Source organism: Gemmatirosa kalamazoonensis (assembly GCF_000522985.1).
In the GTDB taxonomy this organism is placed as follows: domain Bacteria; phylum Gemmatimonadota; class Gemmatimonadetes; order Gemmatimonadales; family Gemmatimonadaceae; genus Gemmatirosa; species Gemmatirosa kalamazoonensis.
The window spans coordinates 746,981-769,766 of record NZ_CP007130.1; the positions used below are offsets into that span (position 1 = coordinate 746,981).

At 73.2% G+C, this 22,786-nt stretch carries 12 protein-coding genes; 5 read left to right on the forward strand and 7 right to left on the reverse strand.

Annotated features, from left to right (window positions below; translation table 11 throughout):
- Positions 1-18: 18 nt before the first annotated feature.
- The 4 genes from groES to J421_RS30805 all read right to left on the reverse strand — a co-directional run bounded on the left by groES (position 19) and on the right by J421_RS30805 (position 11,564).
- Complete coding sequence (gene groES, locus J421_RS30790) at positions 19-315, reverse strand: co-chaperone GroES (RefSeq protein WP_104023621.1); 297 nt, start codon at positions 313-315, stop codon at positions 19-21.
- 110 nt (positions 316-425) lie between these two features.
- Complete coding sequence (locus J421_RS30795) at positions 426-926, reverse strand: hypothetical protein (RefSeq protein ID WP_025414979.1); 501 nt, start codon at positions 924-926, stop codon at positions 426-428.
- A gap of 160 nt (positions 927-1,086) precedes the next feature.
- Entirely contained in the window at positions 1,087-3,102 is a 2,016-nt protein-coding gene (locus tag J421_RS30800; protein WP_158509003.1) for a B12-binding domain-containing radical SAM protein, read from the reverse strand.
- Positions 3,103-3,179: 77 nt separating this feature from the next.
- On the reverse strand, positions 3,180-11,564 hold the full coding sequence (locus J421_RS30805; RefSeq protein WP_025414981.1) for a GH36-type glycosyl hydrolase domain-containing protein: 8,385 nt from the start codon (positions 11,562-11,564) through the stop codon (positions 3,180-3,182).
- A gap of 697 nt (positions 11,565-12,261) precedes the next feature.
- Between J421_RS30805 and J421_RS30810 the strand changes: the two genes are divergently transcribed.
- The 4 genes from J421_RS30810 (at position 12,262) to J421_RS30825 (ending at position 16,321) form a co-directional block, all read left to right on the forward strand.
- A complete protein-coding gene (locus J421_RS30810) occupies positions 12,262-12,507 on the forward strand; it encodes a hypothetical protein (RefSeq protein WP_148306647.1) in 246 nt (81 codons plus the stop codon).
- A gap of 89 nt (positions 12,508-12,596) precedes the next feature.
- Entirely contained in the window at positions 12,597-14,948 is a 2,352-nt protein-coding gene (locus J421_RS30815) for a phosphoketolase family protein (protein ID WP_236646407.1), read from the forward strand.
- 304 nt (positions 14,949-15,252) lie between these two features.
- The gene (locus J421_RS30820; protein WP_025414984.1) at positions 15,253-15,750 is read left to right on the forward strand and encodes a hypothetical protein; all 498 of its coding nucleotides are present in this window, start codon (positions 15,253-15,255) and stop codon (positions 15,748-15,750) included.
- Position 15,751: 1 nt separating this feature from the next.
- Positions 15,752-16,321 (forward strand): DUF1003 domain-containing protein, encoded by a 570-nt coding sequence (locus J421_RS30825; protein WP_236646383.1) that lies wholly within the window; start codon positions 15,752-15,754, stop codon positions 16,319-16,321.
- 80 nt (positions 16,322-16,401) lie between these two features.
- Here the strand turns inward: J421_RS30825 and J421_RS30830 are convergent, their stop codons facing one another.
- On the reverse strand, positions 16,402-17,778 hold the full coding sequence (locus J421_RS30830) for a sensor histidine kinase (RefSeq protein WP_025414986.1): 1,377 nt from the start codon (positions 17,776-17,778) through the stop codon (positions 16,402-16,404).
- 279 nt (positions 17,779-18,057) lie between these two features.
- Here J421_RS30830 and J421_RS30835 point away from each other — a divergent pair, with 279 nt between their 5' ends.
- Positions 18,058-19,008 carry a PP2C family protein-serine/threonine phosphatase gene (locus J421_RS30835; RefSeq protein WP_025414987.1) on the forward strand — a complete coding sequence of 317 codons (951 nt, stop codon included), beginning with the start codon at positions 18,058-18,060 and terminating at the stop codon, positions 19,006-19,008.
- 6 nt (positions 19,009-19,014) lie between these two features.
- Here the strand turns inward: J421_RS30835 and J421_RS30840 are convergent, their stop codons facing one another.
- A complete protein-coding gene (locus J421_RS30840; protein ID WP_025414988.1) occupies positions 19,015-20,052 on the reverse strand; it encodes a hypothetical protein in 1,038 nt (345 codons plus the stop codon).
- 50 nt (positions 20,053-20,102) lie between these two features.
- Positions 20,103-22,658 carry a protein kinase domain-containing protein gene (locus J421_RS30845; RefSeq protein ID WP_025414989.1) on the reverse strand — a complete coding sequence of 852 codons (2,556 nt, stop codon included), beginning with the start codon at positions 22,656-22,658 and terminating at the stop codon, positions 20,103-20,105.
- Positions 22,659-22,786 lie beyond the last annotated feature (128 nt).

Consider the following 22,786-nt stretch of genomic DNA (forward strand, 5'->3'; position numbering starts at 1 on the left):
CTCGCTTGATTGTTGGGCTCAGCCGACGATCGCGAGCACGTCGGACTCGCGGAGGATCAGGTACGGCTCGCCGTCGATGGTGACCTCGGTGCCGCTGTACTTCCCGTAGAGCACCTTGTCGCCGACCTTGACGTCCATCGGGATCCGCTGGCCGCCCTTCTCGTCGAACTTGCCCGGGCCGGCGGCGATGATCTCCCCCTGCTGCGGCTTCTCCTTCGCGGTATCCGGGATGAAGAGGCCGCCGCGCCGCTGCTCCGCCTCGTCGGTCGCCTTGATGACCACGCGGTCGGCGAGGGGCGCGAGCTTGCGCGCCAGGGTGATCAGTGGAGCGTTCACGTTCGTCACGGTGGCTCCTCTCGGGATGGACGCTTGTGAGGCGCCGGTTAGGCGGGCGTTAGGCACGGCGCGGGCGGGACCGCCGCGGCTCAGCGGCTGGGCGCCGCGAGGTTGCCGCAGGCGACGACCGTCTCCGGGTTCGCCGCCGACGCGCCGACGCGGACGTAGTAGTTGCCCTCGGTCGGCATCACGAGCGGCACCGTCACCGAGCTCGTGGAGCGGCCCTGGTCGTCGACGGTGAGCGACTTGTACGCGTCGGCCAGGCCGAACACGCCGTCGTCCATGCCGCACTGCCCGCGGCGCAGCTGCCAGGGATGCACGCCACCCGGCGAGGCGTTCGCGAGCGAGACGGAGACCTGCGTGTTGCCCGCGTTCGAGCCGGGCGTCATGACGGCCGTGCCCGTCATCTGCACGGCGCCGGCGAGGCTCGCCGGAGAGACCAGCGTCGCGTTCCAGCGCGCGTTCGCGTTCGCGTCGCGCGTGGTCACCTCGACCACCGGCGCCTGCTTGAACGGGCTGCGGAATGGGTTGCACGCCGCGGTAACCAGTCCGCTGGCGGTGAGGACGAGCAGCAGCGGGGAGCGGTTCATGGCGAGTCTCCAGCGCGGACCTGATGCTGACTGCTGAACGACCGGTCCGACCCGCCGTCCCGCATGGCCGAAGGATACCACCGGAGCGGCCTATTGTCAAGGTATTGTCCTAGACAAATTCTTGACAGAAACGACCGCTCGCGGACGGCTGACGCGCCGCCTACGCCGACGAGGCGATCCCGCGCATCACGGTCTCGTAGTGCAGCCCCTTGATGGCGAGGTTGAACGCCTTCTCCACGTACGCGCCCGGGAACCGGTGCAGCTTCCGCTGCAGGGCGAAGTACTCCAGGCCCCAGTGCGACAGCGACCGCAGGTCGTCCGGCGTCACGCGGCCGCCGGTGATCCGCTCGCGCAGCCCCGCGGCCCAGCCCGCGACGTCGTCCAGGGCGCGCTCCGATCCGGCGCGCACCATCGCGTCGCACGCGTGGTCAACCAGCGCCAGGAGCTCGGCGGCCTCGCGCTCGGGCGCGATGGCCCTGCCCCGATCGTGCGCGTGGAGACGACGCTGGATCTCGCGCGCCGCCCGCCCGGCGCCGAGGAATCGGTTCCTGTCCAGCCGGGCCGCGGTCCACAGCAGGCGGACGTAGGCGGGCCGCGAAGCGCTCGCCACCCCCTGCCGCCACAGCGAGCGGAGCGCTGCCCGGAGATCCGCGCGGCGCCCGTGGCGGGCGTGGAACACGTGCGGTTGCAGCCGCTCGAGGAGCGCCGCGGAGCGGCGGTGCGTCGCGCCGGGGGCGAACAGGCGTCGCAGCATCGCGTCGTAGCCCGACCGCATCTCGGCGACCGTCATCCCGTGTGGAACGAACTGCACCTCGTCGGTCACGTTGCTGCTGGAGAACTCGCTCGGCAGCAGTCGACCCTCGGCACGCAGCCGCTCCGTGAGCGGCGTGTGCGGGATCGGCGTCAGCATGCCGGCCATCGCGGTCGGGATCGCGGCCCGCTCGGCGAACGCCGCGATGCGATCGGCCGTCGCGGGGGTGTCCGCGTCGCCGCCGAAGATGAATCCCGCCATGACCTCGATCCCCGCGCCCTGGATCGCGGCCACCGTGCCGGGGATGTCGGCCTTCACGTTCTGCTTCTTGTTCATCGCGTTCAACGCCGCCGGGTCGGGATTCTCGATCCCGAGGAACACCTGCTCGAATCCGGCCTGCCGCATCAGCGGCAGCAGGTGCGCCAGCTTCGGCGACCCGAGGTCCAGGCTCGCCTGCGTGTAGAACGAGAACGGGTACCCGTGCTCGCGCTGGAACGCGATCATCTCGTGCAGGATCGCCGTGATCGCGTCCGGGTTGCCGACGAAGTTGTCGTCGACCGTGAAGATCCCGCCGCGGTAGCCGAGCGCGTGGAGCGCCGAGAGCTCCTGGCGCACCGACGCCAGCGTCTTCGGCCGCGTGAAGCCGCCATTGAACTGGATGATGTCGCAGAAGTCGCAGCGGAACCGACAGCCGACGGTGGTCTGCACCATCATCGCGCGGTAGTCGCGCACGTCGATCAGATCCCACCGCGGCGGCGGCGTGGTGTCGAGCTCGCGGAAGATCGAGCGGTCGTTGAGCATCTTCCGCGACCCCGGCTCCTGCGCGGCGATGGCGGCGGGGATGAGCAGCGTCGGCCGTCCGTCCGAGTGGCGGCACCCCTCGGCGCTGCGCAGCACCCGGTCGATCGTCGCGGTCCACTGGCCGCCCTCGCCCCACACGAGGAGGTCGAGCCCGCGGTGGAGCACCTCGTCGGACGCCGTGTGGGGGTCGAGGATCTCGTCGCGGAAGCTCGACGCGTACGGGCCGCCGAGCACCCACGGCGTGTCGAGCCCGCGCCCCGCACCCTCCAGCACGCGGAGCAGCGATCGCTTCTGCACCGACATCGCGCTCACGAACACGGCGTCGGCGCCGGCGATCCGCGCGCGCAGCTCCGCGTCGGGGGGGCGCCGGACGTTCAGGTCGATCAGCTCGAACGACCAGCTCTCCGGCATGAGGGCCGCGAACGTGAGCAGTCCGAGCGGCGGGAACGCCGCCTTCGCGCCGACCATCGGCATGATGGACCGGTAGCTCCAGAAGGAGCTGCTCGGGAACTCGGGGTAGAGGAGCAGGCCGCGCCGGCGCCCCTCCAGCGTCGGATGGTCGGCCGGCGAGGCGGCGGGCGTCGACGCCGACGCGGCGTCGGTGAGCAAGGGCAGGTCGCGCACGAGAGTACCTCCGTGCCGGCGGAGCCGGCTCATGGATCGCGCGATGCCCCGGATTGGAGCTGACGGCGCCCACCGCACTATGTTCGCTGCAATACATAGTCCGCTCGACGTGACCGGGGCCCGCGGACCGCGATCACGCGCACGTCGTGCGTCGCGCCGTCGTCGGCCAGCGGGAGGAACGGATCGGGCAGACGTCGTCCGTCGAGCGTGACCGACGGTTCGGCATCGCCCGCCGCGTCGATCGACTCCACCGTGACGTGGTATTCGGTGGCGCCGTATCGATACACGATCGAGTAGCCCGGCCACTCGCGCGGCACGCACGGCGTGAGCGAGAGCGTATCGCCGCGCTTCGTGAAGCCGAGGATGGTCTCCAGCGCCACGCGATAGAGCCAGCTCGCGGAGCCCGTGTACCACGTCCACCCGCCGCGGCCGAGCTGCCCGTCCGCGGTGTACACGTCCGCGGCGACGACGTAGGGCTCGACCTTGTACGTCGCCACCTCGTCGGGCGTGCGCGCGTGCGTGAGCGGGTTGATCATCTGGAACAGCTCGAACGCGCGGTCGCCGTCGCCCGACAGCGCGGTCGCGAGCACGGACCAGAGCGCGGCGTGCGTGTACTGCGCGCCGTTCTCGCGCACGCCCGGGAGGTAGCCCTTGATGTAGCCCGGATCGTTAGGCGTCCTGTCGAACGGCGGGGTGAGCAGCATGAGCAGGCGCGCGTCCTCGCGCACGAGGTGCGTCTCGAACGACCGCATCGCCTCGCGCTGGCGCGCCGGGTCGCCGGCGCCGGAGATCACGCTCCAGCTCTGCGCGATCGCGTCGATCCGGCACTCGTCGCTCGCCGCCGAGCCTAACGGCGTGCCGTCGTCGAAGTACGCGCGCCGGTACCACGCGCCGTCCCACGCGCCCGCTTCCGCGGCCGCGGCGTACGCGGCGGCGCGCGCGCGCAGCTCCGCGGCGACCGCCGGATCCGCGCGCGCCTCGGCGTGGCCCGCGAAGCGGCGCAGCGCGTCGGTCAGGAACCACGCGAGCCACACGCTCTCGCCCCGGCCCTCGACGCCCACCCGGTTCATGCCGTCGTTCCAGTCGCCGGTGCCGATGAGCGGCAGCCCGTGCGCGCCCGTCGTGGCGGCGCGTCGCAGCGCGCGCAGGCAGTGCTCGTACACGCTCGCCGTCTCGTCCGCGACCTGCGGCAGGTCGTACCGCTCGTCCTCGTCCGGCGCGAGCGGCGGCGACGCGAGGAACGGCACCTCCTCGTCGAGCACCGTGGCGTCGCCGGTCACGCGCACGTAGTGGTCGACGACGTACGGCAGCCAGGCCATGTCGTCGGAGAAGCGCGTGCGCACGCCGCGGCCGCTCTGCGGGTGCCACCAGTGCTGCACGTCGCCCTCGACGAACTGCCGCGCGGCGGCGCGCAGCACGTGCGCGCGGGCCACCGCCGGCTCCGCGTACACGAACGCCATGCTGTCCTGGAGCTGGTCGCGGAAGCCGTAGGCGCCGCTCGACTGATAGAGCGCGGAGCGCGCCCACATGCGGCAGGCGAGCGCCTGGTACAGCGCCCACCGGTTGACCATCGCGTCGAACGACGGCTGCGGCGTGCGCACGCGGACCACCGTTAGGCGCCGGCGCCACTCGCCCGTCGTGCGGTCGACCGCGCCGCGGGCGGGCCCCGCCCCGCCGTACGCGTCGACGAGTCGGCGCGCGTCGGCCTCGCTCGCGCCCGCGCCTAACGCGATGGCGATCTCGCGCGTCTCGCCGGGCGCGAGGTCGATGCGGCACTGCAGCGCGGCGCACGGGTCGAGCCCGACGCCCACCCGTCCGCTGAGCGGCGTGCCGGGGTGCGCGAGGGCGCGCGGCGCGTCGGTCGCGCCGTTGCGGCCGAGGAACTCGCGGCGGTCGGCCGTGTGCGCGGTGACCGGCTCGCTCATCGCGCAGAACGCCACGTGTCCGGCGAACTGCGGGTCGAACGGGTTGCGGGCCAGGATCGCGCGCCGCGCCGCGTCGAACGTCGTCTGCACGTGGTGCCGGGAGTGCTCGCGGAGCACGCCGAGCGTCCACTCCACGTAGGCGGTCACCGTCAGACGTCGCGGTCGCGCGTCGCGATTCGTCAGACGCAGCAGCGAGACCTTCACCGGCTCGTCGGGCGCGAGCCCCAGCGTGAGCGCGGACGCGATGCCCTCGTGCTCGTGCTCGAACGTCGAGCTGCCTGCCCGGTGGCGCACGGTGTACGCCGGCGCGTGCCGGATGGGGGCCGGCGTCGCGCTCCACACGTCGCCGCTCGCCTCGTCGCGCAGGTAGACGACGTCGCTCGCCGGATCGCTCACCGGGTCGTTGTGCCACGGCGTCAGGCGGTAGAAGTAGCTGTTCTCCGCCCACGCGAACCCGGCGCCGCGCTCGGTGACGACGAAGCCGCCGCGCGGGTTCGCGACGACGTTCGCCCACGGCGCCGGGGGCAGCGCGCCGGCGCGCAGGCGTATCTCGTAGTCGCCGTCGTCGGTCAGTCCGCCGACGCCGTTGTCGAGCGACAGCGCGTCGGGGTGCGCGTCGCGCGCCGCCTTGTGCGGCGCCGCGTACGGCGCGACGACGGGCGTCTCGTCGGTGTCCGTCGTGAGCGCGGAGACGTGATGCAGCAGCCGCGCGGTGAGTCGCTGCAGCGCCTGCACCACCTGCGGCGCGCTCCGCTCCGCCCGGCGGAGCGCGGACATCGCGGGGTCGCCGGCCGGCGCGTCCGCGTCTCCCGCGGCGGACGCGTCGAGCGTGTGGCCGAGCGAGCGGCCGTCGCACGCCACGTGCACGCGCGCCGTCGTGCGCAGCAGGAGCAGCACGTCGGGGGCGAGCAGCTCGGCGCGTCGCACGAACACGCCGCCAGGCTGGTCGACGACGCCCGCTTCGGTCGACGCGGCGACGGCCGCGATGACGCGGTCGTGCAGGTCCTGCAGGTACGTCGGCGGACGCGCGTCGAGCACGACGAGATCCACCAGCATGCCGCGTCGGCGCCAGTACTGGTGCGCCGACAGGAGCTGCCGCAGCGTGGGCAGCCCGTCGGGCGCGTCGATCGTGGCGAGCAGGATCGGCCAGTCGCCGGAGATGCCGGCCGCCCAGAGCAGCGGCTGCGACCCGCGGCTCCGCGCGCGCTCGTCGGCGTCCGCGCCTAACGCGGGCTCCCCGTAGAGCAGATGCCCGGCGACATCCTGGAACAGTGCCGTGTCGGTCGGCGTGACGTTCAGCTCGCGCAGCTCCACCTGCGCCGTCGTCCACGCCAGATCGAGCGCCCGCTGGGAGGCGGTCGGGTCGTCGTAGCGGTCGGCGAGCTCGAACGCGCGCTCGCGCGTCGTGGCGACGAGCGTGGTGAACGCGACCGTGGCCGACTGCCCGGGGTCCAGCCGCACGCGGGCCCGCAGCGCGACAACCGGATCGAGCACGGCGCCGGTCGTGCCGGAGAGCGGGCCGTCGGCGAGCGGGTCGAGTGCCGCGGGACGGCGCACCGTACGTCCGCGGCCGACGAAGCGCGCGCGATCGGTCTCGTACGTGATCGGGCCGCCGAGCGTGCCGTCGACCGCCACGACGTGCACGCACCACACGGACGCCTCGGTGGCCGAGCGCGGCCGGCGCGTGGCGAACAGCGCGGAACACCACGCGTGCCACTCGGTCTGCACGAACAGATTCGAGAACGCGGGGTGCGCGCGGTCGGCGTCGGGCGGCGCGAGCACCACTTCGGCGTAGCTCGTGAGCTCCACCTCGCGCGCGCGCGAGCCGTTGTTGGTCACGGTCACGCGCCGCACCTCGGCCGCGTCTGCCGGCACCACGGCGATCTCGGTCCGTGTCTCGACCTCGCCGTCCACGCGGTGGAACGTCGCGCGGTCGGTCGCGAAGTGCGCGAGATACGAGTCGGCCGGCGCGCACACGGGCTGGTGCGTCGCGCTCCACACCCGTCCGGACGTGACGTCCTTCACGTAGCAGAACTGCCCGACGTCGTCGGTCGTCGCGTCGGCGCGCCACCGCGTCACCGCGAGCCCCTCGTAGCGGCTGTACCCAGAGCCGGCGTTGGTCACCATGATGGTGTAGGGCAGGTGACCGAGCAGGACGACGCGCGGCTGCGGCGTGTCGGGCGTCTCGTACGCGCGGACCGTCGGGCGCTCGAGCTCGGGGGCCGGGGATGCACCCTCGGCGACGTCCGCCTGCGCCGGCTGGAGCAGGAGGCGCCGCGGGATGCGCTCCTGCAGCAGCAGCTCGGCGGCGCGCACAAGCGGGTCGGCGTGGAACCGCCGCGGCCACACGTCGCCCGCGAGCACGTTCGTCAGCGCGACGAGGCTCATGCCGACGTGGTGCGCCATGTAGTTGCGCACGAGCGCGAACCGCGCGCCGGGGTCGGGGCGCGTGAAGTCGAGCGCATCGCGAAAGCCGTACGGGCCGAGCGCCCCGTCGTCCTCGAGCGCGGCGAGGTTGTCGAGCGCCGCGCCGGGATCCACCATCGCCGCGAGCGCCGAGGCGTACGGGGCGACCACCAGGTCGTGGCCGAGGCCGCGCTTCAGCGCCAGGTCGGGGACGCCGAACGCGCGGTACTGGTACGTGAGGTGGCGGTCGCGGAGGTTGTACGCGCTCTCGCTGATGCCCCACGGGACGCTGCGCGCGGCGGCGTAGGCGACCTGCCGACGCACGGCGCCGTGGTACGTCTGATCGAGCAGCGTGAGCGGGAAGGTCCGCATCACGAGCGCCGGCATCAGGTACTCGAACATGCTTCCGCTCCACGACACGAGCGCCGTCGCGCCCTCGGCGTGCGTGAGCGTGCGGCCGAGCCGGAACCAGTGGTCCACCGGCGCCTGGTTGCGGGCGATCGCCACGAAGCTCGCCAGCCGGGCCTCGGACGCGAGCAGGTCGTACGACGACGCGTCGAGCGTGTGCGTCGCCTCCTGGTAGCCGATCGAGAACAGCTCGCGGTCGCGGTCGAACAGGAGGCCGAAGTCCATCGCCTCGGCGTACTCGCCCGCCTGCCGCGCGAGCGCGCGGAGCCGCGCGTCGAGCCCTGGACCGGAGCCTAACGTCGTTAGGCCGAGGCACGCCTGGCGGACGGCAATGAGGTGGCCGGCCAGGTTCCCGCTGTCGACCGTGGAGACATACGCCGGCTCGAGCACCCGCAGGTCGTGCAGGTCGTACCAGTTGTAGAAGTGCCCGCGGAAGCGGCGCATGCGCGCCAGCGCGTCGAACGCCCGCTCGAGCCGCTCGGTCATCCGCTCCAGCGGGATGAAGCCGAGGTCGTGCGCGCTGATCGTCGCGAGCAGCTGCAGCCCGACGTTCGTCGGCGACGTGCGCATCGCCACGACGGGCGCCGGGTCCTCCTGGAAGTTGTCGGGCGCCAGCCAGTTCGTCTCCGCGGAGACGAAGCGCTCGAAGAACTGCCAGTGCGCCAGCGCGTACCGCGTGGCCGCCGCGCGGTGCGCCGCGTCGAGCCGCCGCTCGCGGCGCACGGGCGGCGCGCTCAGCGCGCGCGCCACGGCCGGCGACGCGATCCACAGCGCGACCAGGGGCAGCGCCGCCGCGGCGAGCCGCCACCGTTCGGCCGGCGTGCACGCCATCCAGCGCGGCGCGACCACGGCGAGCGCGCCGATCGCCAGCGCGACAGCGGGCCACATCGTGCGCCACACGGCCGACGCCGTGCCCGTCGCCGCGCGCTCCGTCTGCGACGCCGTCTGCCACTCGAGGAGGTGGCGGCCGGAGACGAGCGTGCGCCACAGCGATCGGGCGATCGCGTCGGCGGAGAGCCACGCCTGATGCGGGAGGAACGTGACCGCCAGCGCGAGCTGCCGGGCGCTCGTCGCCGCATCGTGCCCCACGGCGGTGTAGTACGCGCGCCACGACCGGTCGAGCGGCGGACGCAGCGCCGCGAGGAGCAGGGAGACGATCCACGGCGCGGCGATCGCGAGGAGGCCGAGCGCCGTCCACCGCAGCGGCGAGCCCGGAAGCACGGTCCAGCCGACGACGAGCAGCGCGAGCTGCGCGATCTCGACGAGGCTGCGCCGCAGGTTGTCGAACAGCCGCCAGCGCGACAACAGCGAGAGACGGTTGGGCTCCGGTCCGTCCGGTCCGGGCACCGTCGGCCCGAGCCATCGCAGCAGCTGCCAGTCGCCGCGGATCCACCGATGCTTGCGGCGCGCGTGCGTGAGATAGCGCGTCGGGTAGTCGTCCAGCACCTCGATGTCGGTCGCCAGCCCCGCGCGGGCGTAGCTCCCCTCGATCAGGTCGTGCGAGAGCAGCGTGTTCTCCGGGAAGCGGCCGTGCGTCGCCTCCTCGAACGCGTCGACGTCGTAGATCCCCTTCCCCGTGAAGCTCCCCTCGCCGTAGAGGTCCTGGTAGACGTCGGACACGGCCGTGGTGTACGGATCGACGCCGGGATGCCCGGAGTGGATCTCGGCGAACCGCGAGCGGTGCGCGCTCGGCAGCGAGACGCCGACGCGCGGCTGCAGGATGCCGTAGCCGCGCACGACGCGGCCTAACGACGCGTCGTACACCGCGCGGTTCAGCGGGTGAGCCAGCGCGCCGACGAGCAGCGGAGCGGCGTCCGGCGGGAGCACCGTGTCGGCGTCGAGGGTGATGGCGTAGCGGACGCCGCGGAGCGCCGCGACGTCGCCCACCACCACGGAGAACGCGTCGGGCGCCGCGCCGCGGAGGAAGCGGTTGAACTCCGCCAGCTTGCCGCGCTTGCGCTCCCAGCCCATCCACACGCCCTGCCGCGCGTTCCAGCGCCTCGACCGATGGAACAGGTAGAACGCGTCCGCGCGCCCGGCGGCGTAGCGCGCGTTCAGCGCGTGCACGCCGTCCACGGCGGCCGCGACGATCGCGGCGTCGCCGGGCGCCGTCTCGTGGGGCGCGTCGGTGAAGTCGCCGATCACCGCGAAGTGCAGGTGCGCCTCGCGGTTGGCGAGGAACTGCACCTCCAGGTTGTCCAGTGCCTCGCGCACCGCCTCGACGCTGCCGAACAGCGTGGGGATCACGACGGCCGTGCGGAGCTCGGGCGGGATGCCGCCCGGACGGCTCAGGTCGAGCTTCGGCAGCGTCCGCGGCGGCAGGAACGCCGTCACCAGGCGGTTGACCGTCCCGACCGCGATCTCGTTCGCGGGCACGAGCGTGAGCAGCACGATCGGGAGCCACGCCGCCCACCCCGCGCCGAGGTGCACGTCGCCGAGCCACAGCACCGCGGCGAGCGCGGCGAGCGTGCCGGCGCCGATGCCGCCGAACAGCACGACGTTCGGGTGGCGCAGCACCCGCCGACCGAGCGCCTCGCCGGCGTCGGGCGCGTAGCCGGTGGCCGCCTCGAGGGTCGCGCGTCCCGCGTCCACCAGGTAGTAGCCGACGTGACCGCGGGCCACGTCGTCGGGCCAGCGCTGCCGTCCTTCGCCGGCCAGCCGAACGGCCAGCTCGGCGACCTCGCGCTCGGCCCGCTGCGTGCGCCGCGCGACGCGCTCCACCACGTGCCGGTAGGCATCGCGCGTCGCGAACGTCATGTCGGCATAGACGGCCGCCGGGTCGGTCCGCAGCGTCGCCTCGAGCACGCTCTGCCGCTCCACGAACTCCTTCCAGTGCAGGCGGCCGAGCGCGCGCAGGCTCGTGATGCTGTTGGCCGTGATCACCTGCGTGAGCGCGAGCCGCTCGTGCGCCCGCGCGGCGGCGTCTTCGGCGCTCACTCCCTCCTCGGCCATCCACGACGCGAGCCACACGTGTGACTGGAGCGCGTGGTCCGCGAGCCGCAGCTGCGGCAGGAACCTCGAGACGAATGCCGGCGTCAGCGGCGGATGGTGTGCGAGGAACTCCTCGAGGACCTCGGGCGGCACCGCGCTCTCCCCGTCGTCGGGTCCGGCGAGACGCGCCGCCCAGTCGTCCGCCGCCTCGACCTCGTCCAGCCGCCGCAGCGTCCGGATGGTCATCCGCCGCAGGCTCTCGATGAGCGCGAGCCGCAGCATCGCCGGCACGGCCCACAGCTCGCCGATGGCGAGCGGGGCGACCTCCTGGAACGCGGCGACGAAGAGCTCCACGTTCGCGCCGTCGATGCGCCCCTCGGTGTGGCCGATGAGGGTGGTCGCGATCTCGTACACGCGCGGATAGCCGGCGAGCGGGCCGGCGTCGAGCTTCGGGAGCTCGCCGTAGTAGGCGCCCGGCAGGCTCTCGCGCACCTCCCGCACGTGCTCCTCGACGACGTACTGGTTGTCGAGGAGCCACGCACCGGCGGGTCCGACGTCCGCCCCGCGTTCGGCCGCCGCGCCGAGCCGCGCGCGGGCGTCGGCGAGAAGACGCCGCGTATCGTCGAGGCGCGAGAGGAGCCGCGTCTGGCGGCCGGGCGTGCGGTCCGTGCGGAGCACCTGCGTCCGCGCGACCGCGCGCGCGCGATCGGCGAGCCGGTCGGCGCCGAGCAGCTCACCGTGGATCGGCCCCGCGAGGAGGTCGTCGGCCCGTCCGGTGCCAGACGCGAACAAGGCTCGGCGGCGGCCCGGCCCGCCCGCGGGGGCGGTCGTTGTGCGCGACGGAGTCAGGATGAACGTCGCGCCGACGTCGAGCGCTCGGCGCGGTCTCGCCGCCATCGGCGAACCCCGAACAGAGCCAGCGCGGCCGCTCCGCTCGCGAGCAGCTCCGGGCGCGCCTCCGCCGGCACGGTGACCGGAGCCCGGTCCGCGTCGGCGCGTGATTCGTGGACGCCGCACGCGCCCAACACGGCGGGGAGCGCCGCGGTCGACAGCCAGACGGCGGCTCGCCGCCGGCACGCGCGCGCCGGGTCCTCACGGCGCGAAAGTCGGGTCGTGGCCCGCGATGGGAACCGAACGAACAAGGCGACGCCCCCGGATGGTGGCGTCGCCAGTAGCGCCCGTCGGTGCCTCGTGTTGCTCTGCGCGCTGGTGGCTTTCCGCAGAGTGGTGCCGCATGCGGCAGGTGCCCTCAATGTGGGCTGCCCGACATTGCGAAGGCAAGGGCCTGCGAGCGTGGTGGGGCATTCGCGTCATTCGGGGGCTCGTCGACGTGTCGTGTCGCTGTCCGCAATATGTCTTGGACAAAACGTTGACAACGTGCGCTCTCACGACGAGATTCCGCTCCACGGGGTGAGGCCGTCGCACCGAAGCCGCCGCGCGGCGTGCCCCGCCGAACGAGGGGGGCGGTAGTCCACCAGCGAGGCCGCACATGCGCGCACCACGCGACACCGAACGGGGCCGACGCCCGATGGACGTCATGTACGTCTGGGAGGCCTTCGGCGAGCGCCCGGCGTCCTCCGGACACGGTGCCCGGCAGCGATTCCGCCAGGTGCTCCTCGCGCTCGCCGTCGTCGTCGCCCTCCTGCTCCTGCTGGGCGCCGCGGGGGGATTCTGGACTCGCGCAGTGGGGGCTCCCGGGCTGACGGCGCCGGTGACGGTCGCGGCGGGACGGTGACGCTGGCGCCCACGCACGACGGGCCACCCGCCGCTGCACTCGGCGGCGTTCCGGGCGTCGCCGCCCGCGGCACGCTCGCCGAAGCCGAGCTGTCGGCGATCGACGCGTACTGGCGCGCCGCCAACTTCCTGAGCGTGGGCCAGATCTACCTGCGCGGCAACCCGCTGTTGCGCGAGCCGCTCGTGCTCGACCACGTGAAGCCGCGGCTGCTGGGCCACTGGGGCACGACGCCCGGGCTCAACTTCGTGTACGCGCACATGAACCGCGCGATCCGCGCGCACGACCTGAACGCGATGTTCATCGCGGGGCCCGGCCACGGCGGGCCGGGCGTGGTGGCGAACACGTACCTCGAGGGTACGTACAGCGAGGTGTATCCCGAGATCGGGCGCGACGTCGCCGGCCTCACGCGACTGTTCACGCAGTTCTCGTATCCCGGCGGCATCCCGAGCCACGCCGCGCCGGAAACTCCCGGCTCGATCCACGAGGGCGGGGAGCTCGGCTACGCACTCGTGCACGCGTACGGCGCGGCGTTCGACAATCCCGACCTCTTCGTGTGCTGTGTCGTCGGCGACGGCGAGGCGGAGACCGGCGCGCTCGCCGCGAGCTGGCACTCGAACAAGTTCCTGAACCCCGCGCGCGACGGCGCGGTGCTGCCGATCCTGCACCTGAACGGCTACAAGATCGCCGGCCCCACCGTGCTGGCACGCATCGGGGACGACGACCTCACCGCGCTGTTGCGCGGCTACGGGCACGAGCCGTTCTTCGTCTCGGGCGACGACCCGGCGACGATGCACGCGCTGATGGCCGTCACGCTCGACGAGGTGGTCGCCGAGATCCGCCACATCCAGGCGGACGCGCGCGAGCGCCGGGTCGTCGATCGGCCGCGGTGGCCGATGATCGTGCTGCGGTCGCCGAAGGGCTGGACGGGCCCGAAGGTCGTGGACGGCAAGCCGACCGAGGGCTCGTGGCGCTCGCACCAGGTGCCGCTCGCCGGCCTCGCCGAGCATCCGGCGCATCTCGCGCTGCTCGAGGCGTGGCTGCGGAGCTACCGGCCGGACGAGCTGTTCGACGCGGACGGCGCCCTCGTGCCGGAGCTGGCGGCGCTCGCGCCCGTCGGCGAGCGCCGCATGGGCGCGAACCCGCACGCGAACGGCGGCCTGCTGCTGCGCGACCTCGTGATGCCCGACTTCCGCGCCTACGCCGTCGACGTGCCGGCGCCGGGCGCGGTGGACGGCGAGGCGACGCGCGTGTTAGGCACCATGTTGCGCGACGTCATGCGGCTCAACGCCGACGCGCGCAACTTCCGCGTCGTGGGGCCCGACGAGACGTCGTCCAACCGGCTCGACGCGCTGTTCGAGGTCACCGACCGCACGTCCGAGGCGGTGATCCTCGCCGGCGACGAGCACGTGAGTCGCGACGGCCGCGTGATGGAGGTGCTGAGCGAGCACCTGTGCCAGGGGTGGCTGGAGGGCTACCTGCTGACCGGGCGCCACGGGCTGTTCTCGTGCTACGAGGCGTTCATCCACATCGTCGACTCGATGTTCAACCAGCACGCGAAGTGGCTCAAGACCACGCGCCGCATCTCGTGGCGCGCGCCCATCGCGTCGCTCAACTACCTGCTCACGTCGCACGTCTGGCGGCAGGATCACAACGGCGCGAGCCATCAGGATCCGGGCTTCCTCGACCACGTCGTGAACAAGAAGGCCGACGTGGTGCGCGTGTACCTGCCGCCGGACGCGAACACGCTGCTCGCGGTCGCCGACCACTGCCTGCGCAGCCGCCACTACGTGAACGTGATCGTGGCGGGCAAGCAGCCGGCGCCGCAGTGGTTGGGCATCGACGCCGCCGCGGCGCACTGCGCGCGCGGGCTCGGCGTGTGGGACTGGGCCAGCAACGACGGCGGCGCGGACCCGGACGTCGTGCTCGCGTGCTGCGGCGACGTGCCGACGATGGAGACGCTCGCCGCCGTCGACCTGCTGCGCACGCACGTGCCCGGCCTCGCGATGCGCGTCGTGAACGTGGTGGACCTCATGACGCTGCAGCCGGAACGCGAACACCCGCACGGCGTGAGCGACGAGGAGTTCGACGCGCTGTTCACGCGCGACCGCCCGATCGTGTTCGCGTTCCACGGCTACCCGTGGCTGATCCACCGGCTGACGTACCGGCGCACGAACCACGGCAGCCTGCACGTGCGCGGCTTCAAGGAGGAGGGCACGACCACCACGCCGTTCGACATGACGGTGCTGAACGACGTGGACCGGTTCCATCTCGCGCTCGACGTGCTCGAGCGGGTTCCGCGTCTGCGCGGCGACGCGGCGGCGGACGCGGCGGCGGCGCACTGCCGGGCCAGGCTCGACGAGCACCACGCGTACATCCGCGCCCACGGCGACGACCTGCCCGAGGTGCGCGACTGGCGGTGGCCCGCGGGCGCGATCGACTGACGTAGGCGGCCGCGCGGGCGGGCCGCCCTTGCGCGCGCTATGTCGGGTGTCGCACACTACGCGAACCTGCGCGCGCAGGCCTCCGCGGAACGCCACCAGCACGCGGGGAACGTGGACCGGATCGACGGGCGCTACTGGCGACGCCACCCATGACCGCGGGGGCGTCGTTTCGTTTTCCGCCCGTCCGCGCCCCGATCGCCCCTCGGAGGCGCACGTGTCGACCACCACGGCGCGAGCACCTCCGCCGTCGCGTCGACGCCGACGCCGGCGCGGGCGGGCCAACCCTGAACGGAGGGTGCGGCCCATGCGTGCGAACGTGGATGTGAGACAGGCGCTCGAACTGCTCGCGAAGCTCGAGCCGGAGCTCGTCGCGCATGCCTCGACCTTCGCGGCGGACACGCCGTGGCGCGACGACGGGGAAGCGTTGGATCGTGCGCTGCTGTCCGGGCTCACGCGGCTGCGCGTCGAGGTCGGGCGCGCGACGTTCGTCTATCTGCGCTGGCACGCGGAGCGTGTCCACGCGTCGACCGTCACGGCACGCGCCGCTGGCGGCACGCCGGAGATGGGACGTGTGGTCTCCGACGCCGACGGTCGGCGGTGGACCGTCTGGGAGGTCGCGCCGAACGACCTGTTCGGGGGCGCCAGTCCGCGGTGGCTCGTGTTCCACTCGAGCGTCGAGCGCCGCCAGACGACCGACTATCCGCCCGACTGGCGCGTTCGGAGCGAGCAGGCGCTGTGCGAGCTCCTCATGCGCGCGGACGCGGCACGCGACCGGCGGTCGGAGGCACCCCGTGGCCGATGACGTGCCCGCCGTCGATGTCTCGGCGGCGATGCGGCGGGCGTCCGACTGGTCCGCGATGTCCGCCGCCGACCGCGCCGACCTCGCCACGGCGCTGCGACACGCCCGCGTCGCCCGCAACGCGCACGAGGAGTACCTCGCCTCGCGCACCGTCGGCGAGCGCCTGGCCGACCGCATCGCGTCGTTCGGCGGCTCGTGGACGTTCATCCTCCTCTTCTTCGCCTTCCTCCTCGCCTGGGCGCTGCTCAACACGGTGCTGCTGACGCGCCGGCAGGCGTTCGATCCGTACCCGTACATCTTCCTCAACCTCATGCTCTCCATGCTGGCCGCGCTCCAGGCGCCGGTCATCATGATGAGCCAGCATCGGCAGACGGATCGGGACCGCGTGGAGGCGCAGACCGACTACGAGGTGAACCTCAAGGCGGAGCTCGAGATCCGCGCGCTGCACGACAAGCTGGACGCGCTCCGCGAGGCGCAGTGGACCGCGCTCGTGGCGCTCCAGCACGAGCAGATCGAGCTGCTCCGCGGGATCGTGGCGCAGCGTGGCGCGGCGGTGCCTAACGCGGGAGACTAACGGAGGTGCCCAACGCAAGCGCCTAACGCAGGTGCCTAACGTTCGCGCCTGACGCGAGCGTCGGACGGCCCGTCCCTGCGTCACGGTGCCGCGCGGCGCTCCGGCTGGCCCGGGTACTGCGCGGGTAGCGACACGACGAACGTGCTTCCCTCGCCCGGCGCGCTGCGCGCCACGACGACGTCGCCGCCGAGGAGCCGCGCGAGCTGGCGGGCGACCGAGAGCCCCAGGCCGCTGCTGCCGTCGCTGTGCGTCGACGCCGGGTCGGCCTGCCAGAACGGGTCGAACACGTGTGCCTGGACCTCGGGCGGGATGCCGCATCCGGTGTCCGTCACCTCGATGACGAGGCGCACGGCGGCGTCACGGCCCTCCACCCGCAGCAGGACCACGACCTCGCCCTGGTCGGTGAACTTCACCGCGTTCGCCAGCAGGTTGACGAGGATCTGCCGCAGCTTGTGCGGGTCCGTGTACAGCTCGACCGGCTCGGCCGGGCCCTCGACCCGGAGCCGCAGCCCCTTGAGCTCCGCGAGCGGCCGCACGAGTACGAGCGACTGCTCCAGGACCGCGATCAGCCCCACGGATTCCGGCCGCACCACGGCCTCCCCGGCTTCGATCCGCGCATACCCGAGCAGCTCCTCGATCAGGCCTAACAGATGCTGGCCCGACGCGCGGACGCGCCCGAGGTGCTCCTGCTGGAGCGCGCTCACCGCGCCGTAGATGCCGTCGCCGATCAGCGCCGTGTAGCCCAGGATGGCGTTCATCGGCGTGCGGAGCTCGTGACTGATGGTCGCGACGAAATGCGCCTTCGACCGGTTCGCCAGCTCCGCGGCCTCGCGGGCGTGACGCTCGGTGTCGCGCAGGTGCGCGCGCATGATCGCCTGCGCGCACATCACGCCCAACGTGAGCACGAACGCGCGCTCGTCTTCGTCGAACGTGCGGGGCTCGGGCCACGCGAGCCCGAGCACGCCGCGCAGCTCGCCGTTCGCCCAGACGGGTACGACGGCCGCCGAGCCGGCGCCGGCCGCGGTCATGGCGGCCCCCCAGTCGGGGTAGGTCCGGAGCGCGGCCTCCGTCGGGAGGAACAGGGGTGCGCCCGTGCGTGCGACCTCTGCGAAGGGCACCGGCGCGTCGAGCGGTAGTTCGTGGAGCGCCGCGCGCACCTCGGCCGGCAGGCCGATCGCGTGCACCACGTGCAGCGTGGTGCCGACCGACATCACCGGCGCGCCCAGGACGGAGCGCAACGGCGGGGGAAACGTGCCCAGCGTCACCACGACCGCGCTCGTGGCGCCCAACGCGGAGAGCGCCTGCTGCTCGACCAGGTCGACGGCCTCCTTCGGGTGGAGGGCGTCCGTGAGGGAGCCGCTGAGCGCGGCCAGCGCGCGGAGCCGAACGCTCGCTCCCGAGGGCGGCGCCGGCGCACGCTCCACCTCGCGTGGCGTGTCGTTCGACGGCCCGAGCATACCTCGCTCCGCGAAAGGGGGCGTCGCCAGGACCGCCAGGCACTCGTGCGCGACGGCGTGCGGCGCCGTCATCCCGCGCTGGTGAAGAACCGCAGGCTCCTCAATCTACCCCGCGCCGATGCGCTACGTGAGGTTGCCGACATAGAGCGGATGCCGGATATCCGGTCGCGCCGACCGACTATACTGCACTGCACCGCGGGACCACACGGGAAGCGCCGTCGGCACGAGCCCCCAGCCCCCAGCCCGCACCGCCGAGCTCCCCGAGTCCCTGGAGACCCCGTGGGCAAGTTCTCGGATTACTGGAAGCACGTCGCGGGCGCACCCGCCGCGACCCCCGCGCCCTTCGCCGTACGGCTGTCGCCCGGCGACGTCGAAGCCACCTCGCCGCCGGCCCTGCGCAGCGACGACGTTCGTCGCCGCGTGGAGAGCTACGGGCTCTCGCACGTCGGCGCCGTGCGCCCTGGCAACGAGGACCACTTCATCATCGCCTCGCTGCAGCGGTCGCTCGAGGTGCGGCAGACGAACCTGGAGGACCGCGGGCTGCTCGAGCCGCTGTGCGGCCCGAAGGCGTACCTGTTCGCCGTCGCCGACGGGGTGGGCGGCCAGGAGGGGGGCCGGCTGGCGAGCGGGATCACCCTGCGCACGATCGTCGAGTACTTGAGCGAGACGGTGGGCAGCTACCACGCCGTGCCGGCGGGCCGCGAGCAGGCATTCCTCGATCCGCTCCGCCAGGCCGTGCAACGCGCGCACGAACGGCTCCTCGGGACGTTCGGCGCGAGTCAGGGTGGCCCCGCCACCACCCTCACGATCGCGCTCCTCGTCTGGCCGCAGGTGTTCCTCGTGCACATCGGCGACAGCCGCGCGTACCACTTCCGGGCCGGCGCCCTGCGGCGGCTGACGCGCGACCAGACCATGGGCGCCTACCTCGTCGACCAGGCCGCGATGTCCGAGCAGCAGGCGGAGCAGGCCGGCTACAACGACGTCCTCTCGAGCGCGGTGGGCGCGCCCGACATGACGCCCGTGGTCAGCGCCGTCACGCTCGAGCGCGGGGACCTGCTCCTCCTGTGCACCGACGGCCTGACGAAGCACATCAGCGAGGATCGCATCGCCGCGGTGCTCGCCCGTGGTACGAACGCGGAAGTCGACTGCCGCGAGCTGATCGAGCTGGCGCTCGCGGACGGCGCGCGCGACAACGTCACCGTCGTCGTCTCGCGCGCGCTCCCCGCCTGAGGTTCGTTACGGCCGACGCCGCGGGACCGGGTCGACGAGGTTGAAGTTGCTGAAGGAGAGCGACTGGCCGCCGCCTCCGAGGTCGATCGCCCACGCCGTCCGCGGCGCGACTGCCGACCAGAGCGCACCGAGCAGCGCCCATCCGCGCTGCTCGAGCGCCGAGGCGGGGGCCGCGAAGGCCACGTTCGTGTGGTCCTCGCAGTGCAGGAACGTGATCGGGGTGTACGCGAGGATCTCGATGCCGCCGGTCCGGATCGCGCCCGGGGTGTCGTCGCTCGCGCTCGTCGGTCGGTCGTGGGCGACCCGGATGCGGGCGTCGAGGTTCGTGGTCCCCCACGGCAGCGCGGCCGGCTTCGTGTGGCAGACGGCGAAGTCTGCGGGCACGTTCAGCTTCACGTGCGGCGACGCGTCGAACCGGTAGAAGCGCGGGAGCTGACACAGGGTCGTCGCGAGCGGCCCGCCGCACAGCGGATACCTCGTCCGGTTCTCGACGATCGTGATGAGCGTCGGCACGTCCACGCTCAGCGGCTTCAGGTCGACGCCCGCGAGCTGGTTCAGCGTGATGATCGGTGCCGGGTCGGTGCCCGGCAGCACCAGCCCGCCGCCGAAGTCCACGCCCGTCGGAATGTTAGGCACCACGAGCCCGTAGACGTACGCGGTCATGTAGAGCTTCACCTTCGCCGCGACGCTCGGCACCGTCTCGCAGACCGCGCCGTCGCAGAGCGCCGGCGTGAGCGCCGCGATGCCCGGCGTCTGTCGATCGATCCACGCGACCAGCTCGGCGAGTACCGATCTGGCGCCGGCGGTCTGTCCGGCGGCGACCCTGCGCTTCAGCGCGTCCCATCGCGTCGCGGCCACCGCCTCGAGGCCGCTCGGGAACAGCGCCGCGAGGAGCGGTCCCACCTGCGCATCCGGCGTCGGCGCGAGCGACCGGCTCGGTGCGCGCGCGTCGCTCGGTGCGCGAGGATGGGTGGGGACGTCGCCGGAGCAGCCGGCGACGAAGACCAGCGCGAGCAGTGCCCGCGTGCGGAATCCGTGCTGCATTGAGAGCTCGTGGAACGAGGAGACCCGACGGAGGTGCCGGCGGATCGGGACTACCGAATGCCCGCCAGCAGACGCTGGAAGCGGGGGTGGTTCTGGAGCCCGGGGTCGCGCCACCACCACGCGGTGTTCGTCTTGAAGCCGCGGGCGTGCTCGGGGTTGCTCGCGAGGTAGGTCTCGATGTCGGTGATCGCGGCATCGTAGTCGTGCAGGAACACACGGCCCACGGCCCGCAAGCCGGTGATCTCGCGCTGCGGGTCCAGCTCGGCCGACGCCCTGGTCCGATCGAGAACGCGGCGCGCGCTGTCCACCAACGTCGGCTCGCGCGAGAGCACCATCGCGACGATGATCTGCCCGCGCAGACTGTCCGTCGGCCACCGCGCCGGCGGGGTGATGCGCTTCAGCTCCCGGTACAGCGCCCACGCGCGCGGCGGGTCGGGCGCGGCGAGCTTGGTGGTCAGCAGCCAGAGCTGGCACTCGGTGAAGAACGGCTGCGCGGGGAAGCGTCGCGTGCCCTCCGCACACCAGTGCTGCGCGTCCTGGAAGCTCTCCATGTCGTGCGACGTCCAGAACAGGCGCGTCAGGATCGCGTCCGCGGAGCGCAGGTACGCATCGGCGCGGTAGGCGTTCTGTGCGGCGAGGTTCGCCTGCTGCACCGACTGCTTGCGGTAGTACAGCACGCTCAGCGTCGCCCACGCCGACGCCTGCCCGGGGTTGGCGCCGGTCGACGCCACCAGGTCGCCCTCGGCCCGAACGAGCGCGAGAGCCGAGCCCGCGGGATCGGTGCTCACCAGCTGCTGGGACCGGAGGTAGCGGAGCGTGCCGCGCGCCTCGAGCGCGTCGGCGTTGCGCGGATCGAGCGCGAGCGCGCGGTCGGCGTGGACGATCCCGCTGTCGACGGCGACCGCCGCGTCCGCCGGTCGCGCGCGAAGGGCGCGGCCGCGCTGCGCCGCCACGAACGCGCGCAGCGCCGGGGCCTCGGCCCACGCCGCGTCCAGCGATTCGGCCGACGCGAGCGACGCGTCGGCCGCCGTCAGTGCCGACACCGCGGCCTGGAGGTCGCCGGCCGCGAGCGACGAGTCGGCGTCCTTGCGCAGGCGCTCCCCGCGCTGCAGCGCGAGCCACGCCTGCGTGCTCGCCGTCGCGTTGCGCCGCTCGGCGAGCTCGATCCGCGTGCCGAGCTGCTTCCGCAGGAACTCGCTCACCCGCGCGGTGACCGAGTCACCGAGAGATGCCACGTCGGAGGCACCGACGTCGAACCCCCTGGCGCCGACGTCGGTGTTGGACGCCACGTCCAGCAGGCGCACGTCCACGTGAATGCCCCGCCCCCGCTGCGTCCGGCGCACGCGGCCGACGACCAGGCTCCCCACCTTCAGCGCGTGTGCCGCGCTGTCGAGCGCCGAGTCGCCGCGGAAGGGCGCCACGCCGTTGCGCGACACCACGTAGAGCGATGGCACCTGGGCGAGCGCGCCGATGAGGCGCTCGGTGAGACCGTCGGCGAGCGGCGCGAGCTCGCGCTTCTCACTCTCGTCTTCGAAGTACAGGACCGCGACGCGCCGCGGGTCGAGGTCACCGCCTGCACGCGCGGCGCTCGCGGCGCGGGCGGCGCGCGCATCGCTCGCCCGCCATGCGGCCAGGCTGCCGGCCAGCACGATGGCCGCTGCCGCCCCGCCGATGGCGAGGCGGCGCGGGACGCCGCGTGGGGGTGGCCGTGCCGGGGGCGCAGGCGTCGCGGCCTCCGCGGGGACCGCCAGCACGCCGGTGCGCCGGCGTCGCGCGACCGGGACCTCGCCGCGCAGCGCGGCCGCGAACTCGCCCGCCGTGCGGAACCGGTCCGCGGGCGTCTTCTCGAGCGCGCAGAAGATCGCGTCCTCCACCTCGGGCGGCACGCTCGGGCGCACGATCCGGACGCTCGGGACGGTCTCGAGCGAGTGCTTGGCGAGCAGCGCCATCATGTTGGCGCCGGCGAACGGCGGGTCGCCCGCGAGCATCTCGAACACCACGCAACCGAGGCTGTAGATGTCGCTCGCGGCGCCGGCGTCCTTGCTGCCTAACGCCTGCTCGGGGCTCATGTACACCGGCGTGCCCACCGCGATGCCCGTGCGCGTGAGCTTCTCGCCGCCGGCGGTCGTCACCGCGCGGGCGATCCCGAAGTCGGCGACCCACGCGCGATCGCCGGAGAGCAGAATGTTCTCGGGCTTGATGTCGCGATGGACGATGCCGTGCGCGTGGGCGTAGTCGAGCGCGTCGGCGACCTGCCGCGCGAGGTCGAGCGTCGTCTCGATGGAGAGCTGGCGCTCGCGGTCCAGGCGGTCGCGCAGCGACTCTCCCTCGACGTACGGCATCACGTAGTACGGCTGCCCCGCGGCGTCGCCCGCGTCGAGCACACCGACGATGTTCGGATGCTGGAGCACCTCGCCCAGCGCGATCTCGCGCAGGAAGCGGTCGGCGCCGATCGAGGCGGCCAGCTCGGGCAGCAGCACCTTCACGGCAACCTGCCGGCCGTGCGCGAGGTCGCGGGCGAGATAAACCGTCGCCATCCCCCCTCGTCCCAGCTCCCCTTCGAGCGCGTAGCGGCCGGACAGCGACGCCTGGAGCGTCGCGGGCATTCGGATCGTAGTCGACACGCGCACCTCGGGTGGGCCGAACCCAACCACGAACGATACCTGAATACACTCGGCACCGCCATGCGTTCCGTCCGCACGCGCGGATGCAGGGAGCGGGAACGAGCCTTGCG

Bases quoted from the DNA above. Each gene is read 5' to 3' on its own strand.
- J421_RS30840 (WP_025414988.1), bottom strand. From the start codon at position 20,052: ATGCAGCACGGATTCCGCACGCGGGCACTGCTCGCGCTGGTCTTCGTC.
- J421_RS30795 (WP_025414979.1), bottom strand. From the start codon at position 926: ATGAACCGCTCCCCGCTGCTGCTCGTCCTCACCGCCAGCGGACTGGTT.
- J421_RS30845 (WP_025414989.1), bottom strand. From the start codon at position 22,658: ATGCCCGCGACGCTCCAGGCGTCGCTGTCCGGCCGCTACGCGCTCGAA.
- J421_RS30820 (WP_025414984.1), top strand. From the start codon at position 15,253: ATGCGTGCGAACGTGGATGTGAGACAGGCGCTCGAACTGCTCGCGAAG.
- J421_RS30810 (WP_148306647.1), top strand. From the start codon at position 12,262: ATGCGCGCACCACGCGACACCGAACGGGGCCGACGCCCGATGGACGTC.
- J421_RS30830 (WP_025414986.1), bottom strand. From the start codon at position 17,778: ATGCTCGGGCCGTCGAACGACACGCCACGCGAGGTGGAGCGTGCGCCG.